The 22,800-nt window shown below is 60.4% G+C and carries 15 protein-coding genes; 3 read left to right on the forward strand and 12 right to left on the reverse strand.

The genetic code is table 11. The annotated features are described in order from the left end of the window. Positions 1 to 44: 44 nt before the first annotated feature. From JQ848_RS20680 to JQ848_RS20690, 3 genes are read right to left on the reverse strand one after another with little or no spacing between them, the layout of a single operon-like run. Complete coding sequence (locus JQ848_RS20680) at positions 45 to 941, reverse strand: antimicrobial resistance protein Mig-14 (RefSeq protein ID WP_202211089.1); 897 nt, start codon at positions 939 to 941, stop codon at positions 45 to 47. Continuing rightward, the gene (locus tag JQ848_RS20685) at positions 941 to 2,071 is read right to left on the reverse strand and encodes a glycosyltransferase (protein ID WP_003438931.1); all 1,131 of its coding nucleotides are present in this window, start codon (positions 2,069 to 2,071) and stop codon (positions 941 to 943) included. Before JQ848_RS20685 ends, JQ848_RS20680 begins: the two co-directional genes overlap by 1 nt. Next, complete coding sequence (locus JQ848_RS20690) at positions 2,055 to 3,812, reverse strand: carbamoyltransferase family protein (RefSeq protein ID WP_003438928.1); 1,758 nt, start codon at positions 3,810 to 3,812, stop codon at positions 2,055 to 2,057. Before JQ848_RS20690 ends, JQ848_RS20685 begins: the two co-directional genes overlap by 17 nt. A gap of 283 nt (positions 3,813 to 4,095) precedes the next feature. On the opposite strand from JQ848_RS20690, the gene JQ848_RS20695 reads away from it, so the two are divergent. After that, on the forward strand, positions 4,096 to 6,198 hold the full coding sequence (locus JQ848_RS20695) for a TonB-dependent receptor family protein (RefSeq protein ID WP_202211090.1): 2,103 nt from the start codon (positions 4,096 to 4,098) through the stop codon (positions 6,196 to 6,198). Between the two features lie 778 nt (positions 6,199 to 6,976). Here the strand turns inward: JQ848_RS20695 and JQ848_RS20700 are convergent. From JQ848_RS20700 to glnE, 9 genes are all read right to left on the reverse strand, one after another. Further along, positions 6,977 to 8,416, reverse strand: a complete 1,440-nt coding sequence (locus tag JQ848_RS20700; protein WP_202211091.1) for a lipopolysaccharide kinase InaA family protein — start codon at positions 8,414 to 8,416, stop codon at positions 6,977 to 6,979. After that, positions 8,416 to 9,168, reverse strand: a complete 753-nt coding sequence (locus JQ848_RS20705; RefSeq protein WP_003438921.1) for a lipopolysaccharide kinase InaA family protein — start codon at positions 9,166 to 9,168, stop codon at positions 8,416 to 8,418. The genes JQ848_RS20700 and JQ848_RS20705 overlap by 1 nt, the downstream gene beginning before the upstream one ends. Further along, positions 9,165 to 9,899 carry a lipopolysaccharide kinase InaA family protein gene (locus tag JQ848_RS20710; protein WP_127195722.1) on the reverse strand — a complete coding sequence of 245 codons (735 nt, stop codon included), beginning with the start codon at positions 9,897 to 9,899 and terminating at the stop codon, positions 9,165 to 9,167. The genes JQ848_RS20705 and JQ848_RS20710 overlap by 4 nt, the downstream gene beginning before the upstream one ends. Beyond that, a complete protein-coding gene (gene rfaP, locus JQ848_RS20715) occupies positions 9,899 to 10,705 on the reverse strand; it encodes a lipopolysaccharide core heptose(I) kinase RfaP (protein WP_003438916.1) in 807 nt (268 codons plus the stop codon). The genes JQ848_RS20710 and rfaP overlap by 1 nt, the downstream gene beginning before the upstream one ends. After that, positions 10,702 to 11,826 carry a glycosyltransferase family 4 protein gene (locus JQ848_RS20720; RefSeq protein ID WP_202211092.1) on the reverse strand — a complete coding sequence of 375 codons (1,125 nt, stop codon included), beginning with the start codon at positions 11,824 to 11,826 and terminating at the stop codon, positions 10,702 to 10,704. The genes rfaP and JQ848_RS20720 overlap by 4 nt, the downstream gene beginning before the upstream one ends. Next, positions 11,826 to 12,887 carry a lipopolysaccharide heptosyltransferase I gene (gene waaC / locus JQ848_RS20725; protein ID WP_003438909.1) on the reverse strand — a complete coding sequence of 354 codons (1,062 nt, stop codon included), beginning with the start codon at positions 12,885 to 12,887 and terminating at the stop codon, positions 11,826 to 11,828. Before waaC ends, JQ848_RS20720 begins: the two co-directional genes overlap by 1 nt. Next, positions 12,888 to 13,922 carry a lipopolysaccharide heptosyltransferase II gene (gene waaF / locus JQ848_RS20730; RefSeq protein WP_003438906.1) on the reverse strand — a complete coding sequence of 345 codons (1,035 nt, stop codon included), beginning with the start codon at positions 13,920 to 13,922 and terminating at the stop codon, positions 12,888 to 12,890. Between the two features lie 235 nt (positions 13,923 to 14,157). Continuing rightward, positions 14,158 to 15,081: a branched-chain amino acid transaminase gene (locus tag JQ848_RS20735; RefSeq protein WP_003438904.1), complete on the reverse strand. Its 924-nt coding sequence runs from the start codon at positions 15,079 to 15,081 to the stop codon at positions 14,158 to 14,160. A gap of 85 nt (positions 15,082 to 15,166) precedes the next feature. Further along, positions 15,167 to 18,109 carry a bifunctional [glutamate--ammonia ligase]-adenylyl-L-tyrosine phosphorylase/[glutamate--ammonia-ligase] adenylyltransferase gene (gene glnE / locus JQ848_RS20740; protein ID WP_160626309.1) on the reverse strand — a complete coding sequence of 981 codons (2,943 nt, stop codon included), beginning with the start codon at positions 18,107 to 18,109 and terminating at the stop codon, positions 15,167 to 15,169. A 384-nt stretch (positions 18,110 to 18,493) separates the two neighbouring features. Here glnE and aceE point away from each other — a divergent pair, with 384 nt between their 5' ends. Next, positions 18,494 to 21,139: a pyruvate dehydrogenase (acetyl-transferring), homodimeric type gene (gene aceE, locus JQ848_RS20745; protein WP_003438900.1), complete on the forward strand. Its 2,646-nt coding sequence runs from the start codon at positions 18,494 to 18,496 to the stop codon at positions 21,137 to 21,139. Positions 21,140 to 21,150: 11 nt separating this feature from the next. Beyond that, positions 21,151 to 22,794, forward strand: a complete 1,644-nt coding sequence (gene aceF / locus JQ848_RS20750) for a dihydrolipoyllysine-residue acetyltransferase (protein ID WP_003438897.1) — start codon at positions 21,151 to 21,153, stop codon at positions 22,792 to 22,794. The last annotated feature ends 6 nt before the right edge of the window (positions 22,795 to 22,800 follow it).

The raw sequence follows: 22,800 nt of genomic DNA on the forward strand, positions 1-22,800 counted from the left end.
GCAATAACGGAAAGCTCGCGAGCAAGCTCGCGCCTACAAGACCTTTACACTTTGAAGACCGGCACCGGGTTGCACCACCGCTCTTTGTACTCGCGGTCGGCGCGACCGAACGAAAAGCGCAAAGGTTTGTTCAGGCTACGGGCCTGCTCCCAGGCCGACTGGGTGTTGAGGAAGCTCAACACACTGCCAGGACTGAAGGCCCGGGTTTCGGGATCGACACCGCCATTGACATACTCAACGCTGATCCAGTGCGGCGATTCAACGCGATACACCAACTGAATAGCAATCGGCAAATTGTTAAGGAAAATCACCGAGCCGATCAACAGCTCGCGCAACAGCTCGATCACCTCTGCCATGCGCTCGGCACCGGTGGCGACAAAACCCCAGCGGCGCAAAAACAGATCGCAGTAAATCGAGGCCAGTTCAACACTGGAAAACTCCGCCACCGGACGTACCACACCGCCCGCCTCTTCCAGCAAGCGCAGTTCGCGGCGCTGGTTATAGCGGAACTTCTTCGAGAGTTCTTCAGGGGTACGGGCCATGGCCAACTGCTCGGGCTGCAGCACCAGGTTGCTGAAACGACCTTCGTTGAGCTGCGACAGATAACGTGCACGATGGCGCAACGGCGCATTGGCGTCGGCGGCCGCGGGCAGGATCAACTCGGCATTGCCCAGATCAAACAGACCTTTTTTGCCGTGCCGCTTGAGCACGTCCTTGGACAGGGCCACATCACGGCCCCAGGCAGGAATCGCCGCTTTGAGCTCGCCATTTTGCTCCCACGCCAGATAGCGCACCGGGATCCCGGCCAGTGCGGCCAGGCGCTCGACCACCAGCGGATGGGTCGCGACACTGCCGCCAAAACGCTGCCAGGCCTCAGCATAAGCGGGAGCATCGACAACGCTCCAGCCACGCTCGCGCCAGCCTTGAAATCGATTGAGCATCAGGACTCCGCAGTCAGGTCGGTAACTTGCGGCAAATGCCAGAAAGTGTCGCGCACGGCCTGATCACTAAAGCGCTCCTGCAAGCGCGCCAGCATCAGCTCGGCACAGGCCAGACGCTGTTCGTCATCCAGCACGGCCAGATGTTGCAGGCCCTGGGCCAAATGCTCGGCATCACCCAGCGGGAACAGGATCCCGACGCCTTCGACCACTTCCCTGGCGCCGCCACAGGCCGTGGCCAGCAGCGGAACTCCGGCAGCCATGGCTTCGAGCAGCACCATGCCGAACGGTTCATGATCGGAACTGAGGGCAAACACATCAAACCCGCGGAAATAGCGACGGGCATCAGGCACCTGACCCAAAAACTTCACGTGCTCGGCAATTCCCAGCTCTGTCGCCAGCTCTTTGAGGTCCTGCTCCAGGCGGCCCTTGCCCAGAATTGCCAGCTGACTGTCGGCAGGCAAGCCCGGCAACGCCCTGGCAAAACCCCGGATCAACGTGGCCTGGTCTTTGTCCGGATGCAGGCGCCCGACGTTACCGACAATAAAGCCATCAACCGACAACCCCAGCGCTTCACGCGCCTGGGTGCCCGGCAACTGCCCGGCTTGTACGCCCGCAACATCGATGCGGTTGTACAGCGTGCTGATGCGCCCGGTCGGCCACTTGGGCAGGCACTGACGCATGTCATCACGCACCGCATCCGAAACACCGAGCAGGCTCAGGCGTTTACGGAACAGGTTGGCGAAAAGTTTACGACTGCGACGCTGATAATCGCCAAAGGCGTGATGCACGCCAATCACCGGCAAACCGGTGGCCAGCAAGGCCACATAAATCGGCTTGAAGCGATGGGCGATGCAAAAGCTGAAATTGCGCGACGCTGCGATTTTACGCAGCTCGCGGATGGCTCCCAGCTTCAGGCCACGAATGGCCTTTGAGCTGAATTCCATAAACAGCACTTCATCAGACGCACAACCTGCAGCCACCTCGGGATCGGCCGCCCCGGTCAAAAAGACCGTGGTAACGCGATAGCCAGTGCCGGCAAACAGGCTGGCGTACTGACGCGCGCAGTCCAGAAACGGCCCGTCATAGCCATGGCAGAACTGCAGTACATGGCGCTCAGTCGAGCGATTCATACGTTTGCGCACCTTCTTTAACAACCAGAATGTCTTCCATGATCAGGTACTGCAGGTCAGAGCCGAAGAACATGTTCAGCGCATCGGTCGGCGAGCAAACCATCGGTTCGCCACGACGGTTGAGCGAGGTGTTCAGCGACACACCGTTACCGGTCAGGACTTCGAGTGCTTTCATCATGTCGTAGTAGCGCGGGTTGTATTCGCGCTTGAGCACCTGGGCGCGGGAGGTGCCATCTTCATGGACAACCTCAGGCACACGGGACTTCCACTCATCCGACACTTCAAAGGTGAAGGTCATGAATGGCGCAGGGTGATCGACCTTGATCATCTGCGGGCCCACGGTATCGAGCATCGACGGGCAGAAAGGCCTCCAGCGCTCGCGGAACTTGATTTGTTCGTTGATGCGGTCAGCCACGCCTTCGCTGCTCGGGCAACCGATGATCGAACGACCGCCCAGGGCACGCGGGCCAAACTCCATGCGGCCCTGGAACCAGGCCACCGGGTTGCCGTCGACCATGATCTTGGCGATGCGCTCAGGGGTGTTGTCGATTTTACGATACGCCGGCTTGCCCGGGTGACGGGCACAGGCCGCAATCACGTCTTCGTTGCTGTACGCAGGGCCGAGATAGACGTGTTCCATCTTCTCCACCGGCACGCCGCGAGCGTGGGACACATAGGCTGCTGCGCCCACCGCCGTACCGGCATCGCCGGACGCAGGTTGCACAAACAGCTCTTTGACTTCAGGGCGGGCAATGATCTTCTGGTTCAGCTTCACGTTCAACGCGCAGCCGCCCGCGAAGGCCATCTTGCCGGTCTCCTTGAGGATGTCGCCCAGGTAGTAATCGATCATTTGCAGCGACAGTTTTTCAAACAGCGCCTGCATGCTGGCCGCATAGTGGATGTAAGGTTCGTCGGCGATATCGCCTTCACGCTTGGGCCCCAGCCACTCGATCAGTTTTGGCGAGAAGTAGAAACCCTTGCCGTTTTCTTTGTAGCGACGCAGACCGATGACGTTGGCGTATTCGGTGTTGATCACCAGTTCGCCGTTTTCAAACGAGGCCAGACGCGAGAAATCGTATTTGCTGGCGTCGCCATACGGCGCCATGCCCATTACCTTGAACTCGCCGTCGAGCATCTCGAAACCGAGGAACTCGGTAATCGCGCCGTACAGGCCGCCCAGGGAGTCCGGATCGAAGAATTCCTTGATCTTGGTGATCTTGCCGTTTTCGCCATAACCGAAGAAAGTCGTGGCGTACTCACCCTTGCCGTCGATGCCGAGGATCGCGGTTTTCTCTTTGAAACCCGAGCAGTGATAAGCGCTGGAGGCGTGGGCCAGGTGGTGCTCAACCGGTTCGATCTTGATTTTTTTCGGATCGAAGCCCAGTTGCTCAAGACAGAACACAATCTTGTTGCGATAGCGCTTGTAGCGACGGTTGCCCATCAGGATCGCGTCAAGGGCGCGGTCCGGGGCGTACCAGTAACGCTTGGCATAATGCCAGCGCGCCTTACCGAACAAGCTGATCGGTGCGAAAGGGATCGCAACCACGTCAACGTCGCCAGGCTTGATACCGGCCTGTTCTAGACAGAATTTCGCCGATTCGTAGGGCATGCGGTTCTTGGCATGCTTATCACGTACAAATCGCTCTTCTTCCGCCGCTGCGACCAGCTTGCCGTCGATATACAGGGCTGCGGAGGGGTCATGGCTCAGGGCGCCGGACAGGCCAAGAATCGTCAATGCCACAGGTTGTGCCTCTTTGGAATGCAGGCAGGCGGCAGGCGCCTGAAAAAATGGTGTGCTGCGCCCAAGGCGCAGAAACAACTAAAGGGCGGGATTATAGCGTAAAGCGCGAGGGAATGACCCAGCGCGATTTGCCGCGCTCCCCGGCCCTGGAACAGGCCTCCCGAGTCGCCACCCATGCCCTGGCCAAGCAATCCGGCGCGGCACCCGCTAAACTGCGCGCCCTCTGCTAGCCTGATACCCGTCGCCCAGACAGGTCGCTTCACACGGAATCCCTGAACCGCCCATGAAATTTTTTGCACCTGCACGCCTTGCCATGCTGCTGCCCGGCCTGAGCCTGGCCTCCACCGGTTTCGCCGCCCAAACCCTGGAACTGGACCCGAGCGTCATCACCGGCTCGCGCAGCGCCAGCCCGAGTTTTGATCTGCCGTACTCGGTAGACAGCATCAGCCAACAGCAAATCAGCGACGGCCAACTGGGGATTAATGCCTCGGAGGTTTTATCCCGGGTGCCGGGCCTGGTGGTGCAAAACCGTCAGAACTACGCCCAGGACCTGCAAATTTCCTCCCGTGGCTTTGGCGCGCGCTCGGCATTCGGCGTGCGTGGCATCAAGTTGATTGCAGACGGTATCCCGGCCAGCACTCCCGACGGTCAGGGGCAAGCCGCCACCTTCAACCTCGATACCGCCGAGCGCATTGAAGTGTTGCGTGGCCCGGCGGCCACCTTGTACGGCAGCAACGCCGGCGGGGTTATTCAAATGTTCTCCCGTGATGGCGAAGGCCCGCCGCGCATTGGTGCCGAAACCCTGATCGGCAGCGACGGCATGAGCAAAAACCACCTCACTGCCGAAGGCGCCACCGATGATGTCGGCTTTGTACTCGATGCCTCGCGCATGGACACCGACGGCTACCGCGACCACAGCGCTGCACGTCGTGACCAGACCTTTGCCAAGCTCAACCTGCACCCCGATGAAGACAGCAAGCTGGCGCTGATTTACAGCAGCCTTGAGCAAAACGGTACCCAGGACCCGCTGGGACAAAGCTGGGATGCCTACAAGGCCGACCCGCGCTCGGTGACCCCCGCAGCCCTGACCTACAACACCCGCAAGAGCATCGACCACCAGCAACTGGGGATGAACTACGAGCGTTATATCGGCGACGCCACCCTGCAGGTCAATGCCTACACCGGCACCCGCAGCGTTATTCAGTACCTGGCGATTCCCAAATATGTAGGAAAGCCACCAGTTCTCAACCCCTCCAACAACCAGGGCGGCGGTGTGGTTCAGTTCGACCGCAAGTTCTACGGTGGCAGCCTGCGCTGGCTGCAACCTGTGGCTGGCGTGCCGGGCGAACTGACCCTGATTGGTGGTCTGGACTTTGACCAGAGCCAGGACAGTCGCCACGGTTACAACAACTACATAGGCGACCAACTGGGGGTCAAAGGCGCGCTGGTACGCGACGAGGTCGATACCGCCCGCAGTCTCGATCCGTATGTACAGGCCAACTGGGCCATCGACGACTGGACCCTGCAGGCCGGCTTGCGCTACAGCACCATGGAAATGGACGTCGATGATCAATTTTTGAGCAATGGCGACGACAGCGGCACCAAGCGCTATGAAAAAGCCACGCCGTCGGTCAGCGTGATGTATGCCTTCACCCCTGAGCTGCATGGTTATGTCAGCGCAGGCAAAGGCTTTGAAACGCCGACCCAGGCCGAGCTGGCCTATTCACCCAGCGGCACTGGCTTTAACTTCGGCCTCAAGCCTTCCGAAAGCACGCAGTACGAAATGGGCCTCAAGGCGCAGATCGACAACACCCGGATCAACGCGGCCGTGTTCCAGATCACCACCGAAGATGAGCTGGTGGTTTTGGGCAATAGCGGCGGGCGCACGACCTACCAGAACGCCGGCCGCACCCTGCGCCGCGGGTTTGAACTGGGGATCGAAAGCCAGCTCAGCGAGCACTGGACCACTACCCTGGCCTACACCCGCCTGCAAGCGACCTACGACAGCGACTTCGCCAGCACCAAAGGTACTGTCGACAAAGGCAACTACCTGCCTGGCGTACCGCAGACCACCTTGTTTGCCGAAGTGAACTGGAAGCCGGCCGACTGGGTCAGCACCGCCATCGAAGGCATGTACCGCAGCAAGGTCTACGTTGAAGACACCAACACCGCAAAAGCTGCACCGGCTTACAGCGTATTCAACTGGCGGGCCAGGTTTGAACAGAAGGTCGAGCACTGGACCTTCCACCAGACCTTGCGCCTGGACAACCTGCTGGACCGTCAGTACGTGGGCTCGGTGATTGTGGCCGACGGCAATAGCCGCTTCTACGAAGCCGCGCCGGGCCGTTCATGGTATGCCGGCGCCGGAGCCGAATACCGCTTTTAAACGCCCCCCCGCCCCTGTAGGAGCGAGCTTGTCTCGCGAGCTCTTCCAACGCCGCAATGAAACGCTCGCGAGCAAGCTCGCTCCTACAGAGGGTTGGGGGATCAGGGCTACCGGGGGCCGCCGGGGTCAGATACAAACAGCGAATCCCCCCGTAGGAGCGAGCTTGTCTCGCGAGCTCTTCCAGCGCCGCAACGAAACGCTCGCGAGCAAGCTCGCTCCTACAGAGGGTTGGGGGATCAGGGCTACCGGGGGCCGCCGGGGCCAGATACAAACAGCGAATCCCCCCCTGCAGGAGCGAGCTTGTCTCGCGAGCTCTTCCAACGCCGCAACGAAACGCTCGCGAGCAAGCTCGCTCCTACAGAGGGTTGGGGGATCAGGGCTACCGGGGGCCGCCGGGGCCAGATACAAACAGCGAATCCCCCCGTAGAGCGAGCTTGTCTCGCGAGCTCTTCCAGCGCCGCAACGAAACGCTCGCGAGCAAGCTCGCTCCTACAGAGGGTTGGGGGATCAGGGCTACCGGGGGCCGCCGGGGCCAGATACAAACAGCGAATCCCCCCCTGCAGGAGCGAGCTTGTCTCGCGAGCTCTTCCAGCGCCGCAACGAAACGCTCGCGAGCAAGCTCGCTCCTACAGAGGGTTGGGGGATCAGGGCTACCGGGGGCTACCGGGGCCAGATACAAACAGCGCATCCCCCCCGTAGGAGCGAGCTTGTCTCGCGAGCTCTTCCAGCGCCGCAACGAAACGCTCGCGAGCAAGCTCGCTCCTACAGAGGGTTGGGGTCAGGGCTGTCTGGGCAGGCGGCCGTCGATCACTTGATACAAGGCACTGTCCACCGGCCAGTTACGCATGAAGCGTGCACGGTCGCGGACATAGGCCGGGGCGAAACTACTCAGGGAGCGGTGCTGACACATTGAATCCAGATCAATCAGTGCCCAGCGCCCTTCGTCCCAGAACACGTTGTGACCCTTGAGGTCTCCGTGGCTGATGCGCTCGCGGATCAAATCGGCAAACAGGCCATCCAGCGCCTGCAACTCGACTTCTGGCGCATCACCCTGCTCAACATAGGGCGCAAAGCGCTCGATGATGTCCGCACCCGGCAAGTACTCGGTCACCAGATACGCTTTACCGCGCAGCCAGCAAAAACGTGTTTCCAGCAGCGCCAGCGGCCTGGGCGTAGCAATGCCGAGAAACCCCAGGCGGTTGCCCTCGCGCCACGAATGCCAGGCCCGGCTCGGACGCCAGAAGCGCTTGAGCCAGTGGGTAAAGCCCTTGATGTTGTAGCGCTTGACCACCAGCGTGCGGCCCGCCACTTCGACCTTGCCAACACTCGCCGCGCCACCGGTCTTGTACAGGTGCCCCCGATCGAGCAAGGCATCGGCTTGAGCCAGTACCGGCAGCATCGCCGCCTCCTGGTCGCGGCGAATGGCGCGCAGGGCAAAAGCCCCGCGCTGCACGCTAAACAAGGTGCAGTCGCGCCCGACCTTGGTCAAAAAGTCGTTCAGCCGCCAGGCACGGACTTTCTCCACCTGCTTGAGCAGCGCTTCCAGCGGCAGTGCGTGTTCACCATTGCTGAGCAGGTAATGCACCAGCAATTCTTCGATAAAAGGCTCCAGGCTTTTCGGCAACTGGGCGAAGAACACGCCGAGATTCTCCAGTACTTTTTGTCGCGACAGCGGCTTGCCCGCCTCTTCGACGCAAATCCCCGCACCGTCGATCAAATACAGTTTGCCGTTGTGACGCAGCAGGTTGTCCAGGTGCAGGTCTTGCTGCCAGAGCCCCTTGAGGTGCATCTGCCCGATCGCACCCAGGGCCTCTGCCAGAACAGCTTGCTGCTCATCGGCCAGTACCGGCAGAGCCTGCACGGCTTTCCAGGCCATATCGAGGCTTTGGGCGTCTTCCAGAAATTCGAACAACAACCAGCCGCCCTCGCCTTCCTGCAAACCGTCGGCCAGCAGCAAAGGGGTGGTCAGGCCTTGATCGGCCAGCAGACGCACGCCATTGAGTTCACGCTGAAAATTGCGCGCGGCTTTAGGGCCGACCATCAACTTGGCCAGTACCGCACGCCCGCGCCAGACACCGGCGCCGACATAGCGCTGGCCCGGCAATACACGCAGCAAGGTCAATAGTTGCAACCGCGCCGGCCCGGCGGCGTCCGCCAGTTCAATGCTGAGCGGCAAACCCGGCGCACGCCCGGCTTTTTGCAATTCGGACAGGCGCATCAACGTTCCCCTTTGCGGCTACGGCGCAGGTTAAGGCGCTGATACCACGCATCCACCAGGCCGCTGTCAGCCGGTTGCTCCAGATAGGCGGCGAGCAAGGCGCGCACCCCGGCTTCAGTCCAGGCATCTGCCCGGCGCAGCAACGGCTCGATGTCCTTGACCCGATCACGCTGCCCCAGCAGCAACGGGCGGGTTTTCTCCAGATCGATCAGTTGCGCGCGATAGGCCGCACCGTCAGGCTGCAGGAATATGTGTTTGGGATAAAAGCAGCCGTGAACCTGGCGCACCGCGTGCAGCCGGCGGGCCAGTTGACCGCATGCCTGCAAGATCGCCTGCTGTTGCCCGGCTGTCAGCTGCGGCCACTGTTCGAGCAAAGAATCCAGGTCATTCCAGCCATCCAGAGCGCGGGTCATCAGGATCGCCCGACGTTCGCCCGGCACTTTGCGCTCGCCGAAGAACACGGCCTCCAGCGCCGGAATACCCAGCGTTTTGTAGCGCTCGATATTGCGAAACTCGCGGGCAAAACTCGGCTCGCCCAGGGGGCTATGCAGGGTGCGGGTCAGGTAATTACTCTGGCGCTTGAGGTAAAAGCCCTGGCCTTCCAGATCCATACGAAACACGCTGCTCCAGCCACCACCACTGGTGTTGGGTTCGTCCACCGCGTCCAGTTGCACGGCCCACAATGCATCAAAGTCGGCCAGCCCGTTACGCTCAAGCAAGGCGCGGTCAGTGCCTGCAATAAAATCAGTCATTCCCGGCCCTCAAAGAAACGCACGATATGACGAACCCGCTCTTTGTCCGCCGCATTGAGTGTATTACGCCCCGTGTACTGGAAATAAAAACGCAGACGCTGGGTGGCAGACAGGTGGTATTTGGCCACTTTGTCGAGGCAGGCCAGGTCTTTGGTGATGCGGTACTTGAGCCAGAAACCGCGCCAGAAGTCGCCATTGGGGCAGTCGATCAAATACAGTTTTGCCTGATCGTCGATCAGCAAGTTGCGCCACTTGAGGTCGTTATGGGTGAAGCGGTGGTCGTGCATGATCCGCGTATAGCGAGCCAGTTGACGACTCACGCCGTCGACCCAGAGCCGATCCTTGAGCAACGGATCGTGGTTGTCGGCCAGTTCTGACAAGTCGCGGGTATTGGGCAATTCGCGAGTAATCAGGGCGCCACGGGCATAGGCCGCACCGCTGCGCTCAAGGCCCCAGGCCACGACCTCTGCCGTGGGAATGCCCCACTTGGCGAAACGCTTGAGGTTTTGCCATTCGGATTTGACCCGCGGCCGCCCCAGATAACGGCGCAAGCCTTTACCGGCTCCGGTGTAGCGCTTGACGTAATAATTGACCCCGGCGCGCTCGACGCGAATCACTTCGGACAGCGGGTCGCGGGTCAGGTGCTCTCCCTGCAAGGCGAAGACCGCGTCCAGAGTGCCAAAATCCGCTGCCAGAGCGCTGTAAGCCGGTTCCAGATTCCAACCCGCCATTACAGTGCATCCCCATAACGCAGTTTGCGTTCATAGAGTTTGCTTGCCTTGCCTTCCAGCCACGCCAGCAGGCGGGCTTCTTCGCGCAGGATCTGGCGTAGCGGCAACTGGAAATAACCGCGCAGGAAGCGCAGTTTGTCGCGTTGGGTCAGACCGATGTCCAGCGCCGAGAAGTACAGCGCCGCCAGGTCTTTATTGCGCCAGCGCTTGCTGATCACAGTGCGGGTCTGGGCACGGTGCAGGTCGATGATGGACAGGCGGAAATTGTCCGCCGTGACCGGCTTGTCGGTGTGCAGCAGGAAGTGGCAGATGTAGCAGTCGCGATGGTTGACCCCGGCGCGGTGCATCATGCCGGTCATGCGTGCCACTTCGGCGATCAGCGCGTGCTTGAGTTTGGGCTGCGGCGGCTGTTTGACCCAGTTGAGGCTGAAGTCTTCGAGGCTGACGGTGGGCGCCAGCTCTTCAGTGATGATGAACGAGTGCTGCGCGGCCGGGTTGCTGCCCTTTTCGCCATAGGCGACGGCCGTCATGGTCGGTACGCCGACTTCATGCAGGCGCTTGATCGCACGCCATTCCTGGCCCGCCCCGAGTACTGGCAGCTTGGCGGTCAGCAGGTTTTTGAAGACTTCACCCCAGCCAATGCCACGGTGAATTTTCACAAAGAAACCACGCCCGTCGAGTTCAGTACGCAAGGTACGTCGACCTTCCAGCTCGCGGTATACCTCGCCTTCCAGACGCTCGACTTCGGTGAACGCATCGCGTCCGGCCCACAAGCTTTTGAACGGTTCGGCAAGAATCAGTTTCATCGGTGTTGCTCCGCCAGAATCACATCCGCAGCGTGCTGCGGCATGCTATAGAGGTCGGCCGTCTGCGCGTAGGCCAGGCCGTTTCGGCTCCAGGCCGCACGCGCAGCATCGTCGGACAACATGTGTGTCAGGTATTCATTGAGCTGGTTCTGCTCGAACGGCTCGTCCAGCACCCGCCCGCAATCGGCGTCGCTGATGTAGTGGGCATAGCCGCACACTGCGCTGACCAGCACCGGCAGCCCGGCCACCAGTGCTTCCAGCAGTACCGTGCCGGTGTTTTCGTTGTAGGCCGGGTGGATCAGCAAATCGGCGCCCAGCAGGAAACGCGGGATATCACTGCGCCCTTTAAGGAACTGCACATGGTCGCCCAGCCCCAGGGTGGCGCTTTGCAGCTGGAAGACCTTGGGGTCGTCCTGGCCGATCACGAACAGTCTGGTGCGCTTTTTAAGCTCAGGGGGCAAAGCGGCCAGAGCTTTCAAGCTGCGGTCCACACCCTTGGTCTTGAACCCGGAGCCAATCTGCACCAGCAACAGGTCGTCATCGGCCAGATGGAATTCGCGGCGGAACTCGGCGCGGATCTCGGCCGCGTTGGCCGGTGCCCGGCGGTCCAGCGCGATACCCGGTGGCAGCAAATGGAAGCGCTGCAACGGGGTCTGGTAATGCTTGATAAACAGCGGTTGCTGGACCTCGGAAATCATCAGGATTTCGGTCGCAGCATCCTTGTCGAATACCGCACGCTCATATTCGGCAAAGTGCTTGTAGCGCTTGAAATGGCGATACATCGCGTGCCGCAGGTTCTGCGCCTTGTCTTCAAAACAGCCGTCCGCCGCGTAGTACACGTCCAGACCCGGCATTTTGTTGAAGCCAATCACCCGATCGACCGGGCGCTTGGCCAGATCGGCCTGCATCCAGGCGAGCATTTTTTCATTACGGGTGTGGTTGAAGAACGCCTTGACCGGCGCCACCAGCACTTCGAAGCCCGGCGGAATATCGCCTTCCCAAATCATGGTATAGACCCGGATCTGGTGCCCGCGCTTCTGGCACTCCAGGGCAATGCGCATGAAATCGCGTTGCAGGCCGCCAAACGGGAAGTATTTGTACAACACAAAAGCCAGTTGCATCAGCGCAGTTCCTCAGCCAGTAACAACGTGCTTAATCGACTTGCGACACGCTCGGGGTTCAGGCGAGTGAAGCACAAAGGCCACTCGCTCTTCAGATCAAACCGCTGCTGGTCCTGTGCAGTCGGCTGGTAAGTACATTTTTTCTGCAGGCACGGGGCACACGGAAAATCGCTGGCCAGGTGAATCTGCACCTTGCCATAGGCACCCGTGAGGCCGGGATTGGTCGGGCCGAACAGGGAGATGGTGGGCACATCCAGTGCCGCTGCCAGATGCCCAAGGCCGGTATCGACCGCCACACAGGCACTGGCGCTGGCCAACACCCTGGCAACACCCGCCAGGTTCAGCCTGGGCAGTACCACGGCGTTGCCCAAGCCACTGGCAATGCGCTCTGCCCTGGCCTTTTCCGCCGGGTTGCCCCAGGGCAAGCGGACTTCAATGCCCTTGTGTCCCATGCGTAGCGCCAGATCGCGCCAGTACACTTCAGGCCAGTGTTTGGTGTCCCAGGTGGTGCCATGCAAAAACAGTACGTATGGCTTGTTGCGCGGTAATTCAATCAGCCGCTCAACATCGAGCCCGTAATCGCCCAGCCCCTTGGGCAGGTCGTAGCCCAAGGCAACGGCAAACAACTGGCGCAGGCGCTCAACTGCATGCTGCCCCCTGGCTACGGCCAGGCGGCGTTGATAAAAGCGGCTGGCCAGCGGTTCGCGGGCAGAGTTCTGGTCCAGGCCGGCCACCGGAGCTTTGACATAGCGCGTCAGCCAGGCACTTTTGAGCAGGCCCTGGGCATCGAGCACCAGGTCGTATTTCTCGGCGCGCAGACTTTGCTTGAAGCGCCGCCATTCACCGCTCTTGATGGTTTGCCAGATATTCTTGCGCCAGCGGCGAATGGCCACCGGAATGACTTTTCCCACTGCCGGGTGCCAGGTCGGAATCTCGGCAAAACCTTCTTCCACTACCCAGTCGAAGGTGATCCCCGGAATGGCCCGCGCCGCATCGGTCAATGCCGGCAGGGCATGAATGATATCCCCCAGGGATGAGGTTTTTACCAACAGGACGCGCACCTATTTGACCTCGACCACAGAGCCGTGCAAACGCTGCAAGGCTTCAACCACCGGCTGCGGCATCAACTCACGCAGACAGTTGTAGTGGCCGAAACGGCAGGTACGATCAAAGCAGGGGCTGCAATCGAGACCCAGGCGCACGATCTCGACCTTGTCGGCCAGGGGCGGGGTGAAGCCCGGCGACGTGGAGCCATACACCGCCACCAACGGGCGATTAAGCGCCGCTGCCACATGCATCAGCCCGGAATCGTTGGACACCACCGCATCGGCGCACGACAGCAGGTCAATGGCTTCCGCCAGGGAAGTCTCGCCGCTGAGGTTGACCGACTCTTCGCGCAGCCCCGGAATCAGCCGCGCGCGGATGTCTTCGCCCACCCCGTGATCGTTTTTGGAACCGAACAGCCAGACTTGCCAGCCTTCGCGAATTTTTTGCTCGGCCACCGCCGCGTAGTGCTCCGACGGCCAGCGTTTGGACTCGCCAAACTCGGCACCCGGGCACAGCGCCAGCACCGGACGGTCCAGCGCCAGACCGAATTTGCCCAGTGCCGCAGCGCGACTCACCGGGTCGATTTGCAACGCAGGACGCGGGTACGGCCGAGGCAGGTCTGCCCCGGGCTCATAGGCCAGGGCCATAAAGCGCTCGATCATCAACGGATAGCGGTCTTTATCGAGCTTGCGCACATCGTTGAGCAGGCCGTAGCGGAACTCGCCGCGCCAGCCGGTGCGTTTGGGGATACCGGCGAAAAACGGCACCAGTGCCGATTTCAGCGAGTTGGGCAGCAGGATTGCCTGATCGTATTGACCCTTGAGGGACTTGCCGATCTTGCGTCGCGTGGCCAGCTCGAGTGCGCCGTGGCCGAGCGGAAAGCTCAAGGCCTGACGAACTTCAGGCATGCGCTCAAGGATGGGCCGGCTCCACTCGGGGGCCAGCACATCGATTGCGCAATCCGGATGACGCTGTTTCAGGCACTGGAACAGTGTCTGTGCCATCACCATGTCACCGACCCAGCTGGGCCCAACGATCAAAATATTCATAAGTTTCCATAAACGAGCAAGGGAGGCATTCGCCTGATACCTGTCTGTTAAAAGCCCTGTTACCTCAACCGCAGGAGCGGGCTTGTCTCGCGATGATCTCGATAGCGCCGCGTTTATCCAGTAAACACGCGTTAGCGTTAACGACCATCGCGAGCAAGCTCGCTCCTACAGAAACAGCGTTCATTTAACTGACGGGAATCAGGCATTCGCCTCCCCGCTGTAGTGCCATATCGCTTTATTTGACCAGTGTACGCCACTCTGGGTGAGCAGTAGTCTTGCCGGTTACCAGATCAAAGTAGGCTTTTTGCAGTTTTTCGGTAATCGGACCGCGACGGCCAATACCGATCAGTCGCCCGTCAACTTCGCGAATCGGCGTCACTTCAGCGGCAGTGCCGGTAAAGAAGGCTTCGTCGGCGATGTAAACCTCGTCCCGGGTAATGCGTTTTTCTACAAATTTGTACCCAAGCTCGGTGGCCAGGGTCAGGATCGTGCTGCGGGTGATGCCGTTCAGGCAAGCCGTCACGTCCGGGGTGTAAATCACGCCGTCCTTGATCAGGAATACGTTTTCGCCCGAGCCTTCAGCCACGAAGCCTTCCGGGTCCAGCAGCAACGCTTCGTCAGCACCGCCGGAAATCGCTTCCTGCAGGGCCAGCATCGAGTTGATGTAGTGACCGTTGGCCTTGGCCCGGGTCATGGAGATGTTCACGTGGTGACGGGTGAAGGAGCTGGTACGCACCTTGATCCCGACTTCCAGGGCTTCGGCGCCCATATAGGCACCCCAGCTCCACGGGGCGATGATCACATGGACTTTAAGGCCGGTGGCACGCAGGCCCATGGCTTCAGATCCGTAGAACACCATCGGCCGGATGTAGGCGCTGTCGAGGTTGTTTTCACGCACCGCCAGGCGGGTCGCTTCGTTGATTTCGTCTTTGCTGAACGGGATCTTCATGCCCATGATGTGGGCCGAATCGAACAGGCGGTCAGTGTGCGCCTGCAGGCGGAAAATCGCCGGGCCTTGCGGGGTTTCATACGCGCGCACACCTTCAAACACGCCCATGCCGTAGTGCAGGGTATGGGTCAGCACGTGGGTTGTCGCATCGCGCCACGGCACCAGCTTGCCGTCATACCAGATCACACCATCACGATCAGCCATCGACATCATTACGCTCCTCAAAGAATCCAGCACCTGCGCATGACACGTCAGGCAAATTGGACGGGCCTTATGAACCCGCCGGATACGTTTTCTAGCTCAATCCTAGCTCAGACCAAATGCGCCGTACGTGTTGACGTTCGACCACAAATTGATCCCCCGTGACCACCCCGGCCTCCTTCTGCAAGGCTTGCCGGTGGGCTACGGCGCGAAAGGCCTTGTAAGCCTCGCGCAACAGGGCAGCATCAGCGGCGGGTATCAGCCCGTCCTGCTCCAGCCCTTCCAGAATGCGGATGTTATCGGTGTAGCGCAGTACCGCAGGGTGTTCCCTGGACCAGGCCAGAGCCGCGTATTGCACCATAAATTCAATATCGACGATACCACCGGCGTCCTGCTTGAGGTCGAACGGCACCGTGGCCTGGAAGGCATTTTCCGCGGTGCCTGCAGCAGTGATCCGGGTACCGAGGTTGCCACGCATTTTGGCCCGCATCTCGCTGACTTCCTGGCGCAGGGTCGGCAAATCGCGCTCCCGGCACAGAATGCTCGCACGCACTTGCTCGAATGCTGCGCCCACTTGCTTGCAACCGACCAGGACCCTGGCCCGCACCAGCGCCTGGTGTTCCCAGGTCCAGGCTTCGCTTTGCTGGTAGCGCTCGAAAGCGCCGAGCGAGCTGACCAACAGCCCTGAAGCGCCTGACGGGCGCAAGCGCATGTCAACTTCATACAGCTGCCCGGAGTTGGTCTGGGCCGTCAGCAAGTGGATGATGCGCTGGCCCAGACGGGTGAAAAACTGCGCGCTGTCAATGGGCTTGGGACCATCGGTGTCAGCGTTGGGGTCGCCATCGTGAATAAACACCAGATCCAGATCCGAGCCGTGCCCCAGCTCGATCCCGCCCACTTTGCCATAGCCCACGATAATGAAACCGGGATCGCACAGACTGCCGTCGGCCCGCTGCGGCGTGCCGTACTTGGCCACTGTCTGGCGCCAGGCCAGCGCCAGCACTTGCTGCAGAATGGCTTCGGCCAGCCAGGTGAGGTAATCGCTGACCTTCATTAAAGGCAGGCTGCCGGCAATTTCCGAGGCCGCAACCCGCAGGCGGTGGGCCAGTTTGAAGTTACGCAAGGCCTCCATTTGCTGCTCAAGGTCGTCCTCGGGGATCCGCGTCAGGCGTTCGCGCAGTTCAGCGGCCAGCTCCGGGGCCAGGGGCGGCTTGAACAGACGACTTTCATTGAGCAACTCATCGAGCAACAGCGGGAAGCGGGTGATCTGTTCGGCAATCCATGGACTGGCCGCACACAGGGTCAGCAGGCGCCGCAGGGCGTCAGGGTTTTCGGTCAGCAACACTAGATACGCGGAACGCCGGGCCACCGCCTCCACCAGCGGCAACACCCGTTCCAGCACCAGATCGGGGTTGGCATGTTCGACCGCCTGAGCCAGCAAACGCGGAATAAAGGCATCCAGCCGCTCGCGGCCCAAACGCTGCATGGCACGCAGTTGCGGGCTGGAGCGCAGGCTGGCCAGTTGCTTCAAGGCATTGGGGGCATCGACAAACCCGGCTTCCTGCAGTTGCGCGCAGGCCGCGGCGTCATCCTGGACTTCTTCCCACAACGGCAACCACTCACCGCCGACGATCAGCTCACCTTCGTCGATGTCCTCTTCTTCGTCCGGATCGGCAATCACCTGACGGAAATGCCAGTCGATACGGCCGCGCCACATCATCAACTGTTCATGGAACGCGGCCCAGCTGTCGAACCCCATCATGAATGCGATACGCGCCTGATCCTGCTCGGTGTCCGGCAGCATTTGGGTCTGGCGATCGGCAATGGCCTGAATGGCGTGTTCGGTGTAACGCAGAAATTCGTAACCTTCACGCAACTCGCTGACCACCTGCGCGGGCAGGTAGCCCTGGCCTTCGAGAATGCCCAGCACTGTCAGCAGCGGACGCTGCTGCAGGCTGAGGTCGCGGCCGCCGTGGATCAGCTGGAAGGCCTGGGCGATAAACTCGACTTCACGAATCCCGCCGGCACCCAGCTTGATGTTGTCGGCCATGCCCTTGCGCCGCACTTCCTGCTGGATCAGCTGTTTCATGGTGCGCAGGGCTTCTATCGCCGAAAAATCGAGGTAGCGCCGGTACACGAACGGGCGCAGCAAACTGAGCAACTGTGCCCCCATCGCCTGATCACCGGCCACGACCCGGGCCTTGATCATGGCGTAGCGCTCCCAGTCGCGCCCCTGGTCCTGGTAGTACTGCTCCAGAGCGTTGAAACTCAGCACCAGGGCCCCCGAGGAACCGTAAGGGCGCAGGCGCATGTCGACACGGAATACAAAACCGTCAACGGTCATCGGGTCCAGGGCCTTGATCAGACGCTGGCCCAGACGGATAAAGAACTCCTGATTGTCCAGCGCACGCTTTGCCCCGACGGTTTCGCCGCCCTCGGGGTAGGCGAAAATCAGGTCGATGTCCGATGACAGGTTGAGCTCCACGGCGCCCAGCTTGCCCATCCCCAGAATCACCATTGGCTGCGGTTCGCCACTGCGATGCCCGGTAGGCGTACCGAATTGCTGGCAATGGCGCTGATACAACCAGCGATAGGCCTGATCGATGCTGGCATCGGCCATGTCCGACAGGTCGCGGCAGGTTTCAACCAGATCGGCCTGGCGGTTGAGGTCACGCCAGATAATCCGGATTTGCTGACGGGTGCGCTGACGCCGCAGCACGCGCCCCAATTCGTCATCGGTGGCGGCCGTCTCGACAGCTTCTGCGATTTGCCCGCACAACTCACCAGGTTTGAAACTGCGGTCCAGCTCCCCACTGCGCACCAGATCAAGCAACATCACAGGATCACGTAATGACTGTTCAATAAAGAAGTCGCTCGCCGCACTCACCCGCTCAAAGGCAGCCCAGCGCTCTGGCGACCAGTCATCAAGCCCGTGCTCGCCGGCAAGTTGCGCAACAGCAGCGCGCCATGACTGCTCGCTACGGCTGACAAGTGGCAATAAAAGGCTCGGAATTGCGGCAAGCGAGGGAAGGCTCATGGTCTATCCTTGATCGGCGAAGGTGTTGCCGAGTACGGTGACAGGAAGAAACAGCGGTTAAATCCGACTGTCGAACAAAGGTTACAAATAGCTGAAATTTCTATTTAATTGGCAGCCAACCTGCAATCTGAAGATCAAATTGCAAATCAAGCACTAACAATATCGATTTTTCACACAACGCAACAGGCAAGCACCCTATGCTTTCCTGTAGTTTTACTACTGAGCAACATACTCGAAAGGCTGAAATGGCCGACGATTTGTAGTAAAACTACACAACGCCGGAATCAACCCTCCGGTCATCCAAGAATTTATGTCGTCTGCCCACAAGGCCAGTCGCAAACTCAGGCAACCGATTCTGGAAGCCTTTCCGCCCTGGAGCAAGCCATGCAAGACCTCGATCCCGTCGAAACCCAGGAATGGCTGGACGCCCTGGAATCGGTTCTCGACAAAGAAGGCGAAGAACGCGCTCACTATCTGATGACCCGTATGGGTGAGCTCGCTACACGCACCGGTTCGCAACTGCCGTACGCCATCACCACGCCATACCGCAACACGATTCCCGTTACCCACGAAGCACGCATGCCTGGCGACCTGTTCATGGAACGCCGCATTCGCTCGCTGGTACGCTGGAACGCGATGGCGATGGTCATGCGCACGAACTTGAAAGATTCTGACCTGGGCGGTCACATCTCCAGTTTCGCTTCCAGCGCAACGCTGTATGACATCGGTTTCAACTACTTCTTCCAGGCTCCGACCGAAGAACATGGCGGCGACCTGATCTACTTCCAGGGTCACACCTCGCCAGGCGTTTACGCCCGCGCGTTCATGGAAGGCCGCATCACCGAAGATCAAATGAACAACTTCCGCCAGGAAGTCGACGGTCAGGGCCTGTCGTCCTACCCGCACCCTTGGCTGATGCCCGACTTCTGGCAGTTCCCGACTGTATCCATGGGCCTTGGCCCGATCCAGGCGATCTACCAGGCACGCTTCATGAAGTACCTGGAAGCCCGTGGCTACATTCCTGCCGGCAAGCAAAAAGTCTGGTGCTTCCTGGGTGACGGCGAGTGTGACGAGCCGGAATCCCTGGGCGCCATCTCCCTGGCAGGCCGCGAAAACCTCGACAACCTGATCTTCGTCATCAACTGCAACCTGCAGCGCCTTGATGGCCCGGTTCGCGGCAACGGCAAGATCATCCAGGAACTCGAAGGCGTGTTCCGCGGCGCTCACTGGAACGTGACCAAAGTCATCTGGGGCCGTTTCTGGGACCCGCTGCTGGCCAAGGACGTCGACGGTATCCTGCAACGTCGCATGGACGAAGTCATCGACGGCGAGTACCAGAACTACAAAGCCAAAGACGGCGCGTTCGTGCGCGAGCACTTCTTCAACACGCCAGAACTCAAGGCGATGGTTGCCGATCTGTCCGACGACGAGATCTGGAAGCTCAACCGTGGCGGCCACGACCCGTACAAGGTCTATGCGGCGTACCACGAAGCGGTCAACCACAAAAACCAGCCAACCGTCATCCTGGCCAAGACCATCAAGGGTTATGGCACCGGTGCCGGCGAAGCGAAGAACACTGCGCACAACACCAAGAAAGTTGATGTTGAAAGCCTGAAGCTGTTCCGCGACCGTTTCGACATTCCGGTCAAAGACGACGAAATCGAAAGCCTGCCATTCTTCAAACCCGAAGAAGGCAGCGCCGAAGCCCGCTACCTGAGCGAACGTCGCACTGCACTGGGCGGCTTCGTCCCTCAGCGCCGCGCCAAGAGCCTGAGCATCCCTACCCCGCCACTGGACACGCTCAAGGCCATCCTTGACGGTTCCGGCGACCGTGAAATTTCCACCACCATGGCGTTCGTGCGCATCCTGGCACAGCTGGTGAAGGACAAGGACATCGGTCAGCGCATCGTTCCGATCATCCCGGACGAAGCCCGTACCTTCGGTATGGAAGGCATGTTCCGCCAGCTGGGCATCTACTCGTCCGTCGGCCAGCTCTACGAGCCGGTTGATAAAGACCAGGTGATGTTCTACCGCGAAGACAAGAAAGGTCAGATTCTCGAAGAAGGCATCAACGAAGCAGGCGCTATGAGCTCCTTCATCGCCGCCGGTACTTCGTACTCCAACCACAACCAGCCAATGCTGCCGTTCTACATCTTCTACTCGATGTTCGGTTTCCAGCGTATTGGCGACCTGGCCTGGGCCGCCGGCGACAGCCGCACCCGTGGCTTCCTGATCGGCGGCACCGCCGGGCGTACCACGCTCAACGGTGAAGGCCTGCAGCACGAAGACGGTCACAGCCACATCCTGGCCAGCACTATCCCGAACTGCCGCACCTTTGATCCGACCTACGGCTACGAGCTGGCGGTGATCATTCAGGACGGCATGAAGAAGATGACCGAAGAGCAACAGGACGTCTTCTACTACATCACCGTGATGAACGAGTCGTACCAGCAGCCAGCCATGCCGGCCGGTGTTGAGGAAGGCATCGTCAAGGGCATGTACCTGCTTGAAGAAGACACCAAGGAAGCAGCTCACCACGTTCAGCTGATGGGCTCCGGCACCATCCTGCGCGAAGTGCGTGAAGCGGCGAAAATCCTGCGTGAAGACTTCAACATCGGTGCTGACGTATGGAGCGTTACCAGCTTCAACGAACTGCGTCGCGACGGCCTGGCCGTTGAGCGCAGCAACCGTCTGCACCCGGGCCAGAAGCCTCAGCTGAGCTATGTCGAAGAGTGCCTGACTGGCCGTAAAGGTCCGGTCATTGCCTCCACCGACTACATGAAGCTGTTCGCCGAGCAGATTCGCCAGTGGGTACCGGTCAAGGAATTCAAAGTGCTGGGCACTGATGGTTTCGGCCGCAGCGACAGCCGCAAAAAACTGCGTCACTTCTTTGAAGTAGACCGTCACTTCGTGGTGTTGGCAGCCCTTGAAGCATTGGCTGACCGTGGCGATATCGAACCGAAAGTGGTGGCTGAAGCCATCGTCAAGTTCGGCATCAACCCGGAAAAACGCAACCCACTGGACTGCTGAGGAGAATTTTTGTGAGCGAACTCATTCGAGTACCTGACATCGGCAGCGGTGACGGCGAAGTCATCGAACTGTTTGTAAAGGTCGGCGACCGTATCGAAGCCGATCAAAGCATCCTGACCCTGGAGTCGGACAAGGCGAGCATGGAAATCCCTGCTCCCAAGGCCGGCGTCGTCAAGAGCCTGAAGGTCAAGCTGGGCGACCGCCTGAAAGAAGGCGACGAACTGCTGGAGCTGGAAGTTGAAGGTGGCGCTGCAGCCCCTGAAGCACCAGCCCCTGCAGCGGCACCTGCCGCTGCAGAAAAACCGGCTGCCGCCCCTGCTGCCGAGGCCCCTGCGGCCCCGGCTGCAGCACCTGCACAATCCACCGTCCAGGACATTCACGTCCCGGACATCGGCTCGTCGGGCAAAGCCAAGATCATCGAGATCCTGGTCAAGGCCGGCGATACCGTTGAGGCTGATCAATCGCTGATCACCCTCGAATCCGACAAAGCCAGCATGGAAATTCCATCGCCGGCCGCCGGTGTGGTTGAAAGCATTTCGGTCAAGCTGGATGACGAAGTCGGCACTGGCGACTTCATCCTCAAGCTCAAGGTCGCGGGCGCTGCTGCGCCAGCGGCACCGGCCCAGGCTGCAGCTCCTGCTGCGGCCAAAGCTGAAGCGCCTGCTGCGGCACCTGCTGCACCGGCTGCCAAAGCTGCGGCACCAGCCCCAGCCCCGGCCGCTGCACCAGCAGCAAGCGGTGCCAAAGTTCACGCCGGCCCCGCCGTGCGTCAACTGGCCCGCGAGTTCGGCGTCGAGCTGAGCGCGGTCAGCCCAAGCGGCCCCCATGGTCGTGTGATCAAAGAAGACGTGCAGGCTTACGTCAAAACCATGATGCAGAAGGCCAAGGAAGCTCCGGCAGCCGGTGCAACCGGCGGCGCGGGCATTCCTCCGATCCCGGTAGTGGACTTCAGCCGCTTCGGCGAAGTTGAAGAAGTGGCCATGACCCGCCTGATGCAAATCGGCGCGTCGAGCCTGCACCGCAGCTGGCTGAACATCCCGCACGTGACCCAGTTCGACCAGGCTGACATCACCGAGCTGGAAGCCTTCCGCGTCGCGCAAAAAGCCGTCGCAGAAAAAGCCGGCGTCAAGCTGACCGTACTGCCTCTGCTGCTCAAGTCCTGCGCCCACCTGCTCAAGGAAATGCCGGACTTCAACAGCTCGCTGGCGCCAAGCGGCAAAGCGATCATCCGCAAGAAGTACGTCAACATCGGCTTTGCCGTAGACACCCCGGATGGCCTGCTGGTCCCTGTGATCAAAAACGTCGACCAGAAAAGCCTGTTGCAGCTTGCTGCCGAGGCCGCCGCACTGGCTGCCAAGGCCCGCGACAAGAAGCTCACCGCTGACGACATGCAGGGCGCCTGCTTCACCATTTCCAGCCTCGGGCACATTGGCGGCACCGGCTTCACGCCGATCGTCAACGCACCGGAAGTGGCGATCCTCGGCGTTTCCAAGGCAACCATCCAGCCAGTCTGGGACGGCAAAGCCTTCCAGCCGAAACTGATGCTGCCGCTGTCGCTGTCCTACGATCACCGTGTGATCAACGGCGCAGCGGCTGCACGCTTCACCAAGCGCCTGAGCGACTTGCTGGGCGACATCCGCACCATCCTGTTGTAAGCCACG

This window comes from Pseudomonas paraversuta, assembly GCF_904067025.1.
Lineage (GTDB): Bacteria > Pseudomonadota > Gammaproteobacteria > Pseudomonadales > Pseudomonadaceae > Aquipseudomonas > Aquipseudomonas paraversuta.

Bases quoted from the DNA above. Each gene is read 5' to 3' on its own strand.
- JQ848_RS20680 (WP_202211089.1), bottom strand. From the start codon at position 941: ATGCTCAATCGATTTCAAGGCTGGCGCGAGCGTGGCTGGAGCGTTGTC.
- JQ848_RS20685 (WP_003438931.1), bottom strand. From the start codon at position 2,071: ATGAATCGCTCGACTGAGCGCCATGTACTGCAGTTCTGCCATGGCTAT.
- JQ848_RS20695 (WP_202211090.1), top strand. From the start codon at position 4,096: ATGAAATTTTTTGCACCTGCACGCCTTGCCATGCTGCTGCCCGGCCTG.
- JQ848_RS20700 (WP_202211091.1), bottom strand. From the start codon at position 8,416: ATGCGCCTGTCCGAATTGCAAAAAGCCGGGCGTGCGCCGGGTTTGCCG.
- JQ848_RS20705 (WP_003438921.1), bottom strand. From the start codon at position 9,168: ATGACTGATTTTATTGCAGGCACTGACCGCGCCTTGCTTGAGCGTAAC.
- JQ848_RS20710 (WP_127195722.1), bottom strand. From the start codon at position 9,899: ATGGCGGGTTGGAATCTGGAACCGGCTTACAGCGCTCTGGCAGCGGAT.
- rfaP (WP_003438916.1), bottom strand. From the start codon at position 10,705: ATGAAACTGATTCTTGCCGAACCGTTCAAAAGCTTGTGGGCCGGACGC.
- JQ848_RS20720 (WP_202211092.1), bottom strand. From the start codon at position 11,826: ATGCAACTGGCTTTTGTGTTGTACAAATACTTCCCGTTTGGCGGCCTG.
- waaF (WP_003438906.1), bottom strand. From the start codon at position 13,922: ATGAATATTTTGATCGTTGGGCCCAGCTGGGTCGGTGACATGGTGATG.
- JQ848_RS20735 (WP_003438904.1), bottom strand. From the start codon at position 15,081: ATGTCGATGGCTGATCGTGATGGTGTGATCTGGTATGACGGCAAGCTG.
- glnE (WP_160626309.1), bottom strand. From the start codon at position 18,109: ATGAGCCTTCCCTCGCTTGCCGCAATTCCGAGCCTTTTATTGCCACTT.
- aceE (WP_003438900.1), top strand. From the start codon at position 18,494: ATGCAAGACCTCGATCCCGTCGAAACCCAGGAATGGCTGGACGCCCTG.